Annotated in this window: 8 protein-coding genes; all 8 read left to right on the forward strand. The window is 33.1% G+C overall.

Features of this window, described 5'->3' with window-relative positions; translation table 11 throughout:
• Window positions 1-83 precede the first annotated feature (83 nt).
• The 8 genes from D1815_RS16700 to D1815_RS16735 all read left to right on the forward strand — a co-directional run bounded on the left by D1815_RS16700 (window position 84) and on the right by D1815_RS16735 (window position 14,237).
• Complete coding sequence (locus D1815_RS16700; RefSeq protein WP_118388330.1) at window positions 84-3,467, forward strand: DUF4175 family protein; 3,384 nt, start codon at window positions 84-86, stop codon at window positions 3,465-3,467.
• A complete protein-coding gene (gene ybeY, locus D1815_RS16705; RefSeq protein ID WP_027394501.1) occupies window positions 3,460-3,882 on the forward strand; it encodes an rRNA maturation RNase YbeY in 423 nt (140 codons plus the stop codon). Before D1815_RS16700 ends, ybeY begins: the two co-directional genes overlap by 8 nt.
• Before the next feature lie 81 nt (window positions 3,883-3,963).
• Complete coding sequence (gene mnmG / locus D1815_RS16710; RefSeq protein WP_118388332.1) at window positions 3,964-5,835, forward strand: tRNA uridine-5-carboxymethylaminomethyl(34) synthesis enzyme MnmG; 1,872 nt, start codon at window positions 3,964-3,966, stop codon at window positions 5,833-5,835.
• The gene (locus D1815_RS16715; protein WP_118388334.1) at window positions 5,835-6,314 is read left to right on the forward strand and encodes a hypothetical protein; all 480 of its coding nucleotides are present in this window, start codon (window positions 5,835-5,837) and stop codon (window positions 6,312-6,314) included. Before mnmG ends, D1815_RS16715 begins: the two co-directional genes overlap by 1 nt.
• A gap of 140 nt (window positions 6,315-6,454) precedes the next feature.
• Window positions 6,455-7,303 (forward strand): bifunctional 2-polyprenyl-6-hydroxyphenol methylase/3-demethylubiquinol 3-O-methyltransferase UbiG, encoded by an 849-nt coding sequence (locus tag D1815_RS16720; RefSeq protein ID WP_118388336.1) that lies wholly within the window; start codon window positions 6,455-6,457, stop codon window positions 7,301-7,303.
• Window positions 7,304-7,533: 230 nt separating this feature from the next.
• Entirely contained in the window at window positions 7,534-8,055 is a 522-nt protein-coding gene (locus tag D1815_RS16725) for an OmpH family outer membrane protein (RefSeq protein ID WP_027394497.1), read from the forward strand.
• Between the two features lie 659 nt (window positions 8,056-8,714).
• On the forward strand, window positions 8,715-10,763 hold the full coding sequence (locus D1815_RS16730; protein ID WP_120650505.1) for a gliding motility-associated C-terminal domain-containing protein: 2,049 nt from the start codon (window positions 8,715-8,717) through the stop codon (window positions 10,761-10,763).
• Window positions 10,764-10,766: 3 nt separating this feature from the next.
• Complete coding sequence (locus D1815_RS16735) at window positions 10,767-14,237, forward strand: PorP/SprF family type IX secretion system membrane protein (protein ID WP_118388340.1); 3,471 nt, start codon at window positions 10,767-10,769, stop codon at window positions 14,235-14,237.
• Window positions 14,238-14,258: the final 21 nt, after the last annotated feature.

The following is a 14,258-nucleotide window of genomic DNA, read 5'->3' on the forward strand; positions in this document are numbered from 1 at the left end:
GTTTGAATTATAATAAATATAACAAATCTATAAGAAATAAAGTTGTAGTTTTATAGATTACTGAAATAGAAAAGGAGAGAGTTATGGGTAGTTTTGAATTCATAAAGGAGAAATTAGAGCAGTTTATTAGAAAATATTATATCAACGAATTGATAAAAGGGATTATACTATTTTTTGCTATAGGAGTATTATATTTTTTGATTACGTTGTTAATAGAGTATGCCTTTTGGTTAAATAGTACTTGGAGAACTGTGTTGTTTTGGTTGTTTGTTGTTGTGGAAATTTCCCTGTTTATAAAATTTATTTTAATACCAGCTGCTAAGTTGTTAAAAATAGCTAATGGAATTAATTATGAAAATGCTTCGAAGATTATAGGTGATCATTTTCCAAATGTTAATGATAAATTATTAAACTTACTACAGTTAAATAATGATGATTCTTCTTCATCTTTACTCTTGGCAAGCATAGAACAGAAGTCTTTAGAATTAAAACCTATACCTTTTAAATTAGCTATAGATTTTAAGAAAAATGCTAAATATTTAAAATATGCCTTGATTCCTGTTTTAGTTTTTTTAATAGTAAGTTTTTTTAATAGTGGTAGTTGGTTTTCGGAGAGTTATAAACGTGTAGTTAATTACGAAACGGCATATGAACCTCCAGCGCCGTTTCAGTTTTTCGTGGTTAATAAATCCCTAAATGCTCTAGAAAACAAGGATTTTTTATTACAAGTTAAAACTGTTGGAGAGGTTCTTCCTGAAGAGGTGCAGATAAAATATAACGATGAGATTTATTTTTTAAAGAATACAGGAGTTGGATCTTATGAATATATATTTACGCAACCAAAAAATTCTATAGATTTTGTTTTGTCTTCTAATGATGTTGTTTCAAAGGACTATGAATTAGGGGTAGTACCAGTACCAACATTATTAGATTTTGTTATGCAATTGGATTATCCTTCATATACCGGAAAAAAGGATGAAGCCTTACAAAGTTCGGGTAATGCAATTGTACCGGAAGGAACAAAAGTGGAATGGAAAGTTAGAACTAGAAATACAGAAAAAGTAAAAATGGTTACTATGGATTCTTCGTATGTTTTCGAAAAGAGTGATTCTAATTTTAAATATAGAAATGTTTTATATAGCAATTGGGATTATAGGATTACAACATCTAATAAAAATGTGCATGATTATGATAATATTTCCTTCAATGTAAATGTAATAAAAGATCAATATCCAGAGATTAAGTTGACAGCAGAAAAGGATACTGTAGATAATAATACTATGTATTTTTTTGGTAGAGTTAGTGATGATTATGGTCTTAATGGTCTAAGGTTGGTGTATTATGATAGCGATCAGGAATCAAATAAAGAAACAAAAAGTATAGGTATAAATTCTTCGGTATTTGATGAATTTATTCACGTGTTTCCTGGAAATTTGGATTTAAAGGAAGGGGTTAATTACGAGTTTTATTTCGAAGTTTTTGATAATGACCAAATAAATAAAAGTAAGAGCACCAAAAGCCAGGTTTTTAGTTATAGAAAATTAACCACGAATGAAGAGGAGGAGAAAAAACTGAATGAACAGAATCAGGCTATATCTGGATTAAATAAATCATTAAAAAAGTTTAAGTCTCAAGAACAGGATTTAAAAAGTATTAGTAAGCTTCAGAAGGAGAAAAAGCAATTGGATTATAATGACAAAAAGAAGCTCGAGGATTATTTAAAAAGGCAAAAGGAACAGGAGAAGATGATGCAGAATTTCTCTAAAAAGTTGAAGGATAATTTGGAGCAGATGGAAGATAAAAAGGAAGAGGAACCTTTTAAAGATGCATTAAAGGAAATGTTAGAACGCAATGAACAAAAGCTAAAGAAAAATGAGAAGCTTTTAGATGAAATAAATAAGATAGCAGAAAAATTACAAAAGGAGGAGCTGACGGAGAAGCTGGAGGAACTGGCAAAGGAGAATAAGAATTTAAAGAAAAATTTGGAGCAATTATTAGAATTAACGAAAAGGTATTATGTGATAGAAAAGCATGAAAAGTTAGCTAATAAGTTGAACGAAATGGCTGAGAAGCAGGAGGAATTATCTGAAAAGGGAGAGGAAAATACAAAAGAAAAGCAGGAGGGTTTGAACAAAGAGTTTGAAAAGTTTAAGGAAGAGATGGAGGATCTTAGAAAGGATAATGAGGATTTACAGAAACCAATGAAGTTAGATGAAAACAAAAAGGACGAGGAGGATGTGACAAAAGAACAAGAAGATGCGAGTGATAATTTAGAGAAGAAAAATAAATCTGAGGCTACAAAAAATCAAAAGAGTGCAGCTGAAAAAATGAAGCAAATGAGCAAGGGTATGCAGATGCAAATGCAGATGGGTGGAGGAGAACAGGAACAAGAGGATATGGAAATGTTGAGACAAATTCTAGACAACTTGGTCGATTTTTCAATTGAGCAGGAGGGATTGATGAAAGAATTTAAAGGAATTAATAATGATAACCCAACATATTCTGGCAAATTAAAAAGGCAAAGTGTATTAAGAGAAAATTTTATACATATAGATGACAGTTTGTATGCATTAGCGTTGCGTAGGCCTAAAATATCTGATGAAGTTACAGGTAAGCTTACGGATATAGAGTTTAATTTGGACAAGTCATTAGAGCGTTTGGCGGAGAATCAAGTGATTCAGGGAACGGCTAATCAACAGTATGCGGTAACTGGTTCTAATGATCTGGCGTATTTTCTAAGTATAATTTTGGATCAGATGCAAAACAGTATGTCAGCTAAAGGAAAAGGTAAAAGCGGGAATAAGTCTAAAGGGTTCCAATTACCAGATATCATTAAAAAGCAGGGTGAGTTAAATGAGAAAATGAAGGAAGGTGCTGAAAAGGGAAAAGGAAAAAAAGAAGGTCAACAGAAAGGGGAATCTAATAGTGGATCATCTGGTGAAGATGGAGAAAAGGGAAAAGGTAAAGGAAGTGGCAAAGAAGGAAAGGAAAAAGGTGAGAAAGGAAAAAATGGAAAAGATGGTCAAGGTGAATCTGAGATGCAAAAAGAGGATATGAATGGTGAGTTATATGAAATATATAAGCAACAACAACAATTGCGTAACGCATTAGAAGACAAGTTGAAGAAGGAAGGAATTGGAAAAGGAAAAGGAAGTGGGCTTTTAAATAAAATGGAGCAGATTGAGGGTGAGTTGTTGGAGAAAGGTTTTAATAACAACACCTTGAGTAAGATGATGGATTTAAAACATGAATTACTCAAATTAGAGGATGCTACTATAGAACAAGGAGAAGAGGATAGGAGAGAAAGTAGAAGTAATAATAAGAAATTCAGTAATGATAATAATGAGCAAATATTGAAGGCGAAACAATATTTTAATACAACGGAAATATTAAACAGACAAGTATTACCTTTGCGCGAGAATTATAAGCGTAAAGTGCAGGAATATTTTAGAAAGACTAATGATTAATTATTTTTACGAAACTACTGGTTATGATGTTGATGAGAGGGCTGTAAGCTCTTGGTTGGAAAAGGTTTTAATTTCTGAAGAAAAGAAGCTTGGAGAGATCAATTATATTTTTTGTGATGATGAATATTTATTACAAATAAATCAGGATTTTTTGAACCATGACACATATACCGATATAATTAGTTTTGGTAATGGTTTGGGAAATATTGTTGCTGGAGATATTTTTGTTTCTTTGGAAAGAGTTTCGGAAAATGCTGACCATTATGGTGTAAGTTTTGTGGATGAATTGAGAAGAGTGATTGTTCATGGGGTGTTGCATTTTTGTGGATATAAGGACAAAACGAAGGAGGAGGAAATTCTTATGAGACAAAAAGAAAATGAAAAACTAAAGATGTTCCACGTGGAACATCTTTAGTTTTTCATTTATTAATGTTCCACGTGGAACATTTTATTTTTTAATATAGAGAGTGTTCCACGTGGAACAAATTATAGTGTTATGTTTGATAAAGAGTATGATGTAGTAGTAGTTGGTGCTGGGCACGCTGGGAGCGAAGCTGCGGCGTCAGCCGCAAATTTAGGGTGTAGTACGTTGTTGATAACAATGAACCTACAGAATATAGCTCAAATGAGTTGTAATCCTGCGATGGGAGGAATCGCAAAAGGACAAATTGTTAGAGAAATTGATGCGTTAGGAGGATACAGTGGTATCGTAAGTGATCGAACGGCCATTCAGTTTAAAATGTTGAATAAGTCAAAAGGACCAGCAATGTGGAGTCCAAGGGTTCAAAGCGATCGAATGAGGTTTGCAGAAGAGTGGAGGCTTTTATTAGAACAAACGCCGAATTTAGATTTTTATCAGGATATGGTAAGTGGACTTATTGTAGAAAATGATAAAATCAAAGGTGTAAGAACTTCGTTAGGAATTGAGGTAAAAGCCAAGACTGTTGTGTTAACTAATGGAACTTTTTTGAATGGATTGATTCATATTGGTGAAAAGCAATTTGGTGGAGGTAGAGCTGGTGAAAGAGCAGCTACAGGAATTACAGAACAGCTAGTTGATTTAGGATTTGATTCAGGAAGAATGAAAACTGGGACACCACCTAGAGTTGATGGTAGGTCATTGGATTATTCTAAAATGACAGAGCAGCCAGGTGATGATAATCCTGAAAAGTTTAGCTATTCTAATTTATCTAAACCATTGGTGAATCAAAGATCTTGTTATATGACATATACTTCAACAGAAGTGCATGATTTGTTAAGAGAAGGTTTTGATAGATCACCGATGTTTAATGGTAGAATAAAAAGTATTGGACCAAGATATTGTCCTTCGATTGAGGATAAAATAAATAGATTTGCTGATAAAGAAAGACATCAAATGTTTATCGAACCAGAAGGTTGGAATACAGTCGAAGTTTATGTAAATGGTTTTTCTACGTCTTTACCAGAGGATGTTCAGTTTAAAGCGTTAAGATCTGTTGTAGGATTTGAAAACGTAAAGTTTTTTAGACCAGGATATGCAATAGAGTATGATTATTTTCCACCAACGCAATTAACGCACACATTAGAGACTAAATTGGTTTCAGGATTATTTTTTGCTGGACAGATTAATGGTACTACTGGTTACGAAGAAGCAGCATCTCAAGGTTTAATGGCTGGCATAAATGCTGCTCTTAAGGTGAAAGAACAGGATGAGTTTACACTAAAAAGAAGCGAGGCTTATATAGGAGTTCTTATAGATGATTTGATTACTAAGGGTACAGAGGAGCCGTATCGTATGTTTACTTCCAGAGCAGAGTATAGAACGTTATTAAGACAAGATAATGCGGATTTTAGACTAACACCGATGTCTCATAAAATTGGTTTGGCTAAAGATGAGCGATTAAAAAGAATGGAGCTGAAGGAAAAGCAGGCAAACGCGTTTGTTAACTTTTTTAGAGAAACTAGTGTTGGACCTATTGAAGCAAATCCTGTTTTGGAAGATAAAAAGTCTTCACCGATTAGTCAAAGTGGTAAGATGTTTAAAATATTTGCGCGTCCTCAGATTACATTAGATGACATGAAACGCTTTAGTAAAGTGTCGAACTATATTGAAGAAAATAATCTGGATAAGGAAGTATTAGAACAGACGGAGATACAAGTTAAATATTCTGGATACATAGAAAAAGAAAAAAATAATGCTGACAAACTTAATCGTTTAGAAAATGTGAAAATCCCAAAAGATTTTGACTATACTAAACTAAAGTCTCTTTCATATGAAGCTTGTGAGAAAATGAGTAAGATTAGACCAGCTACAATTTCTCAGGCTTCTAGAATTAGCGGAGTTTCTCCTAGTGATATTTCTGTTTTATTAGTGTATATGGGTAGATAATGAAAAGTGTAATATGTAAACAAGAAAGAGCTCTGAAAGGAAAAATTCTTACCACAATTGTTCTTGTTATTTCTGTATTGGGATTGTTTTTAGATTCTGAACCATTATTCGGAAGAGTGTTTTTTTTTATAGGTTCATTCTTGGTTTTTGGATTTTCAACATCTTATAAAATAAACAAAGACTTTAATAATCAAAAACTATTTTCTGTTTTTGGTTATGTTTTGTTTAAGACTAATTTGGAATTGGAATTTCCTAGTTATATCTCTATTTTTTATGGTTCCGTAAGTTCAAGTAATGAATGGGGAGCTGTTAGTGGAATAGGAACCAAAGAAAGACATGATAAGTTGGCTGTACGTTTTTTTACAGATAACAGAAAAGTTACATTGTATAGAACTAGTGATTATAAAAAAGCATTAAGTATAGCAAATTCACTAAGTGAAATGTTAGATGTGGAAATTTACGATGCTACAAAATTATAGTTCCACGTGGAACATGTAATTGATTTGGATTTAAAATGTTTTGAATAATTTCAGTATTTTAAAATTGACAAAATGCTGGGTTGTTTTATACGTAGTTTAAAAAGTGCAGCGTAATTTTAAAAAATAGTTTTCGATTTAAAATGAATAAGGAAAAATTGGATTTTTATATAGAGTGTAAAGATTTTACAGTTTCTGGAGAAAAGTTTAAGCTATATGAAGATAAGGATCTTGATATGTTAATAACATTGCCTAAACCTGGTGTTGAAAACTTAGGTAAATATTACGAAAGTGATGATTACATTTCTCATACGGATTCTAAACGAAGCTTTTTTGAGAAACTTTATCACTTAGTTAAGAAATATTCACTTAATAAAAAGGTCAAATTAATATCAAGTTTAAATCAAGGTTCTGGTACTCTTTTGGATATAGGTGGAGGAACAGGAGATTTTTTAGTGCAAGCTAGGTTGAAAGGTTGGCAGGTAAAAGGTGTAGAGCCAAATGAACAAGCTCGAGAAATTGCGCGAAAAAAGAAGATTATTTTAGAACCAGATACTACTGATTTACCTTCGCATAATTATGATGTTGTTACTATGTGGCATGTATTAGAACATGTTCCTGATTTAGAGATTCAGGTAAAAGAGTTAAAACGATTGGTAAAACCTGGTGGGTATATAATAATAGCGGTTCCTAATTTTAGATCATTTGACGCTGGTTATTATAAATCATTTTGGGCGGCTTATGATGTACCAAGGCATTTATGGCATTTTTCTAAAACGTCAATAGAAAAGCTTTTTGCAAAAGAAAATATTAACTTAAAGAAAATCGTACCGTTGGTTTTCGATTCGTTTTATGTTGCATTGTTATCGGAGAAATATAAAAATGGTGCGATGAACTATTTTCGAGCAGTTTGGATTGGTTTTCTCTCTAATGTTAAAGCAAAAGGATCAAAAGAATATTCTTCTCATATTTATATTCTTAAAAACGGATGATTTCTTTTTTTAAGAAGTTTTGAGGGTGTTTTTTAATGTTTTGTAGCAATACTCTTTCCTTTTTTATAAAAACGGCTTAAAATCGTTGGTTTTTAGTTAAAAATTATTGATTTTTACAATAGTAAACTCTTTTATTATTGTTTTTTCTTATATCAGATTAATTTGATGTACTTATAGGTATAACATCAATCTAACTTTGATATTTTTGCGCAGAACTAAATTTTAGAATAATGAGAAATTTTATATGGATTGCTGTTGCGATAATAGGATTGACTTCTTGCAATCAGCAAATTGAGAAAACTGGTTTTGTAAATAATACAAAAGTAGTATCTGATTTTAATGAGATGAAGACCGCTAAAGAAAAGTGGACTAAGAAAAATAATGAAGTACGTGCAGAATTAGAAGAGAAAGCAAAGCAATTTCAGATTGAGGTACAGGGATACCAAAATATTATGAAATCAATGTCTCAAACGAATAGAGAAAAGAAAGAACAGGAGTTGATGGTGAAACAACAGGGCTTACAAAGAGAACAGCAAACAAGAATGCAAGAAATTCAGCAAGGTAGTCAAGCTGAAATAGATTCTATAATTTCAAAAGTAGAAGGTTTTATAAAAGAGTATGGTAAGAAAAATGGATATACTTATATCTATGGAGAAACAGAGGTGAAAAACTTGTTTTACGCTAAGGAAGAATTAGATCTTACAGATAAAATTATAGAAGAACTTAACGGAGAAAAGACATCTAATGAGTAATATTTAGATAGTTTAAAGTTTAGAGCCTCGGAACTAATTTCGGGGTTTTTTTATGTATATTTTCAGGGAATATTCCCTTTTATTTATTTAAACGTTTGTTAATAAAAAGTATATCCTTTTTAGATAATATTTAAGGAAAATTATTGCAATTTTTTCTCCAAACATGTTTGTGATATTTATGATAAGCTTTTCTGTAATAATTAACGTTAAATTTGGTTAATAATTCTAAAAAATTAGTACACTTAATCGGCAAAAACTGCCTTTTTTAGGTGTTTATGATGTGCGCATAACATCAAAAAATTATTTTTTTTTTCACTTTTTCATTCAAAAAATTTTTGATTTTTGTCGGTAAAAAATGTAAAACCTTGCTTTTTTAAGCAACTTTTAATGTATATTTTTTTAATATAAAATATTGATAATCAATGTTTTAATATAAATAATTACTACTAATACTTTATGTTTTTAGAGATGTAATCATACTCTTCAAAACGAAGTAAGAATATTATTACAAAAAAAAACGAAAAATTGGTTTGATATAAATTTTTAATTCATAATTTTATGACTTTACAATATTTATATTAACAACATTATCAACAAGCGCCCCAAATCGCTTGATTAATGTTGCATATATTCACACAAATTTAACTGATGTGATAGCTATGAATAAAAGACTTAACCTCTTAATCGTCATGATCGTTTTGGCAATGGGAATCCATGTTGCCAAAGCGCAGCGTAATATAGGTCCGCCATCTCTTACTTCTGCTCCACAAGCCTGTGGTACTTTGACTAATGGTTTTGATTTTACTGCGGAGTTATCGCCTGGTAATGCATTACCAACAAATAATGAGTTTATTTTGGAACTTTCAGACGCTACAGGAAGTTTTGCAAATCAATCTGACATAACAGAATTAGGAAGAGTTATGGGTCCAAATAATGGAACCGCTGCGACTTCTAACATCAATTTCACAGATATATCGGTACCCACTAATGCTAACAGTGATGATTTTAGAATACGGGTCCGAGCTTCAGAGGTTGATATAATTAGTGAAATTTCTGATGCAATAGCATTTCATTTTTTTGATGATAATTTAGAAATAATTTTAAATGGAAGGGATGAGATAATTTTTTGTAATGTAGCCTCATTTGCTAAGGAGATAGCTGTTGAAGTTAGAGATGAAAATGACAACTCGGTAGATGTAAACACATTGAAATGGGAGTGGTTAAAGGATGGAGCAATAATTCCCGGAGAAAATAGCCCATCTTTAATAATCACAGAAGTAGGAAGATATATAGCAAGAGTTCCTCTAGGATTATGTAATAACTTTTTCAATCCCCTTAATAGATCGAATGCTGTGGATGCTTCGTTGATTAATCCTGATGATATTACTATAGTTACGGATGATGATTTTTCGTTTTGCCCTGATGAGTTCAAAGAATTAAGAGCAAGTTTAATAGATTTTTCATATAACTATCAGTGGATAAAGGATGGTGAAGAATTGGATGGAGAAATTTCTCCAAACATAATTTTACCCGATAATGATTTCGGTGGAGAGTATACTTTACGAATAGAATTAAGTGAGGATTGTACGCTAATTACTGACCTAGTAACAGTTACTAATGAGGGCTCAAGCATTACAGCTCCACTTCCAGAAGGTTTGATATTGTTACCAACACAGATATTAACTTTAACTGTAGAAACTGATGCCCCAATCGGAAGTACATTTAGATGGATACGAGATACAAATGTTTTAATTCAAGGAATTACAACAGGTCCAACAATTACTTTTGATGTACCAGTAAATGGGGTTGGGGATTATAGAATAGAGATTGATGCACTATTTCCGGATGACCCATGTATGACAATGTTGTTTTCTGAAACTATAATAAGATCAGCCGAAAGGTTTGATATTGTCATAGCGCCAGACGAAGTTGTTGATTGTGAACAGGATCCAATTACAATTACATTGACCGAAATGGTCGGAATAACCTCGACAGGAGATCGGGTTCCACTGACAACGGAACAATTTAATTTTTTCGATTTCGAATGGTTTAATGATGGAGTCTCAACTGGTGAGACTTCTTTGTCGTTAGATGTTAGTCGTTCAGATAGCGGAGGAAGTTTTGAATTAAGAGCTGTTTTTAGACCAGGAGGTTTACCAGATGCTGTCTCTAATAATTTACCTATTGACTTTTTATCTAGCGATATAGTACTGGATATTACGCCTCCGGTTTTAGAACCAGGAGAGTCTGTTGTGTTGACAGCGCCATTAAATGCGAATTTTACATATGAGTGGTATATAATTGAAAATGGAGAAGAAGTTCTAATAGATGGCGAAACAACAAATACGTTAACGGTAACAGAAGATGGAAACTACTTTGCCAGAATAAGTACTTCTTTATGTACGGTTGATACACAAACTGCCGTGGTTGGAGGACCAGCGGCATTATCAGAATTAATCCCTAATGTTATTACACCTGGAGGAAATGTTGCAAATGATTCATGGGTTTTACCGAATTCATTTAGCGAAAATGATGTAGAAGTTACTATCTATTCATCGAATGGAAAAATAGATTTCCAAAAAACTGGAGGCTATAATGCAGATTGGCCAAATGATTCTGCATCTCAAGCAAGTGAACTTATTTATTATTATATAATTTCTAGAAGTAGTACAGTCGTTAAAAAGGGGACAATTACAGTAATGAGATAATTTATGATTAAAAAAATACTTTATATATCCACATTAATTTTTTGCTCACACCTTGTGCATTCACAAGATGGATCATCTAATACATCAGGTATATTGCCTTCAGATATTCCGTTACATAATTCTCTTAAGTATAATCGATTTATGTTTAATCCTACCTTTTCTTTGGTAAGAGAAAATAAAAATTCAATAAACATATATAATCGAAACCCTAGAGCAAGTTTTAGTGATAATTCTCAGACATATTTTCTTAATTATTCTGCTAGATTCGAGGAAAAAACAGGAATAGGTATTGGTTTGTTTCAGCAGAATGTCGGGATATTTAGGTTTTTTGGCGCTACATTAAATTATGCATATAATATAGAACTTAACAGAGACATGAATTTTACGTTTGGGGTAAATTTAAGTTATTCCCAAAGTGCTTTAAAAAGTAATCTTGATGAGGCACAAGTAAATGATGACATAATTAATAATTACGAAAATAGCTCTGTGTTTTTATTACGTCCTGGTGTAAACTTCAATTATGGTAATTTCGATGTTGGTGTATCCGTTGGAAACCTAGTTACTTATAACCTTACTGCGAGCGAATTACTAACTGATAATTTCGAATATTCAGGTCATGTAATGTACACAACAGAATTAGATTGGAGAAGAATTGATAATGAATTGCGTGGAATGGTTTATGCCTCTAAACCAGGTGAACAGGATTTAAGATATGGAGGTAATGTGTTATTCGAAATACCAAAATACGGATGGGCACAACTTGGTTATAATAGTTTTTATGGAGGTTCTATAGGAATTGGAGCAAATATTACAAAAGTGGTTTCTATAGGCTATACTGTTGAACCAGGTATCGGTGGAGATGCTACGGCTGCTGAGTTCGGAGCTACACACGAATTTGGACTGGCGTTTAATTTTGCTAAAGAAGAACGTAGAAGGAAAAGACGAAATATTTCTTCAAAAAGTTCATTACAGAGGGATTCTGAAATTAGAAGACTTAAGAAAGAGATCTTAGATCAAAATAAAATAATAAGAGAACTACAGAGGACAGGAGGAGATTCTCTGAGTCAGGCACAAAGAACAATGAATAGATTAGAGAGATCTATTCAAGAAGCTAAAGAAGAAGAAGCTAGAAAAGCAAGAGAATTAGCTTTACAAAGAGAAGAAGAAGTAAAACTACTCAATAAGCAAGCAGAAGACTTAGCAGCTCAAAAGAAATTAGAGCGTGAGATGTCAGAGCAAAAGGCTGAGGAAGAAAGAATAGCTGCTCAGAAAAATCTTGAATTAGAAATTGAAGAGAGAAGAAAAGCAGAAGAAGCTGCAGGAATACAAGCAGAAGAGGCTAGAATAGCTGCAGAAGAAGCTGCTAGAGAAGCCGAAGCAGAACAACAAGAAGCTGCTGCTGAAGCCGAAGCTGAAGAGAGAAGAAAAGCAGAAGAATCAACTAGACTTGCCCAACAAGCTGCTGAGCTTGAGAGACAAGAAGTAGCTGCAGAAGAAGCTAGAAAACAAGCAGAAGCTCAAGCGGCTAGAGAGGAAGAAGAAAGATTAGCTGCTCAGAAGAGATTGGAAGTTGAAATGGCTGAACAAAAAGCTGAAGAAGAAAGATTGGCTGCTCAGAAGAGATTGGAAGTTGAAATAGCTGAGCAAAAGGCTGAGGAAGAAAGATTAGCGGCTCAGAAGAAGTTAGAGCTGGAGATGGCAGAGCAGAGAAGAAGAGAAGAGTCTCAGAAAACACTAGAAAGAGAAGTTTCGGTACAAAAAGATCAGGAAGCAGAAGCTGCAAGATTAGCTGAAGAAGAGAGATTAAAACAAGAAGCAGAAGCTGCAAGATTAGCTGAAGAAGAGAGATTAAAACAAGAAGCAGAAGCTGCAAGGTTGGCTGAGGAAGAAAGATTAAGGCAAGAGGCGGAAGCTGCAAGATTGGCTGAGGAAGAAAGGTTAAGACAAGAGGCAGAAGCTGCAAGATTGGCTGAGGAAGAAAGATTAAGACAAGAGGCAGAAGCTGCAAGATTGGCTGAGGAAGAAAGATTAAGACAAGAGGCGGAAGCTGCGAGATTGGCTGAGGAAGAAAGATTAAGACAAGAGGCAGAAGCTGCAAGATTGGCTGAGGAAGAAAGATTAAGACAAGAGGCAGAAGCTGCAAGATTGGCTGAAGAAGAAAGACAAAGACAAGAGGCAGAAGCTGCAAGATTGGCTGAGGAAGAAAGATTAAGACAAGAGGCAGAAGCTGCAAGATTGGCTGAAGAAGAAAGACAAAGACAAGAGGCAGAAGCTGCAAGATTAGCTGAAGAAGAAAGATTAAGACAAGAGGCGGAAGCTGCAAGATTGGCTGAGGAAGAAAGACAAAGACAAGAGGCAGAAGCTGCAAGATTAGCTGAAGAAGAAAGACAAAGACAAGAGGCAGAAGCTGCAAGATTGGCTGAGGAAGAAAGACAAAGACAAGAGGCAGAAGCTGCAAGATTGGCTGAAGAAGAGAGACAAAGACAAGAGGCGGAAGCTGCAAGATTAGCTGAAGAAGAGAGACAAAGACAAGAAGCTGAAGCTGCAAGATTGGCAAAAGAAGAAAGACAGAGACAGGAAGCAGAGGCTGAAAATGATGGTGGTGAAGATTTAGAAGAAATACAAAAGGAGTTAGATAATAGTAGTAGAATTACTGATAAATTAATTGCATCGAGAGATTCTCTATTAACATCATCAAAAAACTTGGATAAGAGAGAGTTTAATAAACTTTTGGAGTCTTTAGTAAGCATGAGTGATGAAGCTGAAGAGGTTAAGAAAAACAATGACCCTACAAGCTCTAAAAGACTTACTTCTAAAAATAGATTTATAAAGTTCGCCGAAGCAACAAGACCTGAAGCTAAGTATGCTACTAAATATATACCAGGATATCCAGAAGGGTTTTATTTGATTGGTAATGTGTTTAGAGGAGGAACTTATGCAGAAAGTTTTACTAATAAGTTAAAAGATTTAGGATTTAATGATTCTCAGGTAATCTTAAATCCGGAAAACCAATATCAATATGTTGCGATTAAGTATTATGCTAATAAAGAGGAAGCGGCAGAGAATTATTTAAACAACATAGGAAATAAATACTTTGGTGATATGTGGATTTTAAATATTGCTAAGAGTAGGGTAGAATCTTTAAAAAGGCTAGTACAAGAATCAAGATTGATTAAGGATACAGTAAAAGATGACACGGTTTTAACAGAAAGTTTATCCTATATCGGAGGACATAATATAGAGAATGGTTATTATTTAATAACCAATATTTTCAAAAGAGAAAATTATTTTGAAAGAGGAATGGAAAGACTGAAATCTCAAGGTTTGGAGCCTAAGTTTTTTAGAAATCCAAAAGATAATTACATATATGTTTATTTAAACAAATTTGACACATTAGATAATGCAAAACAAAGTTTATTTTCTAACGTAAATAATACATATAACGGCGATCTATATATATTAAAAATAGAATAGTGAGCACCCCAAAAAAAATAT

Source organism: Aquimarina sp. AD1 (genome assembly GCF_003443695.1).
GTDB lineage: Bacteria > Bacteroidota > Bacteroidia > Flavobacteriales > Flavobacteriaceae > Aquimarina > Aquimarina latercula.

Excerpts from the sequence above, each read along its gene's own strand:
- D1815_RS16720 (WP_118388336.1), top strand. The coding sequence starts at position 6,455 with ATGAATAAGGAAAAATTGGATTTTTATATAGAGTGTAAAGATTTTACA.
- ybeY (WP_027394501.1), top strand. The coding sequence starts at position 3,460 with ATGATTAATTATTTTTACGAAACTACTGGTTATGATGTTGATGAGAGG.
- D1815_RS16735 (WP_118388340.1), top strand. The coding sequence starts at position 10,767 with ATGATTAAAAAAATACTTTATATATCCACATTAATTTTTTGCTCACAC.
- D1815_RS16725 (WP_027394497.1), top strand. The coding sequence starts at position 7,534 with ATGAGAAATTTTATATGGATTGCTGTTGCGATAATAGGATTGACTTCT.
- mnmG (WP_118388332.1), top strand. The coding sequence starts at position 3,964 with ATGTTTGATAAAGAGTATGATGTAGTAGTAGTTGGTGCTGGGCACGCT.
- D1815_RS16715 (WP_118388334.1), top strand. The coding sequence starts at position 5,835 with ATGAAAAGTGTAATATGTAAACAAGAAAGAGCTCTGAAAGGAAAAATT.
- D1815_RS16700 (WP_118388330.1), top strand. The coding sequence starts at position 84 with ATGGGTAGTTTTGAATTCATAAAGGAGAAATTAGAGCAGTTTATTAGA.
- D1815_RS16730 (WP_120650505.1), top strand. The coding sequence starts at position 8,715 with ATGAATAAAAGACTTAACCTCTTAATCGTCATGATCGTTTTGGCAATG.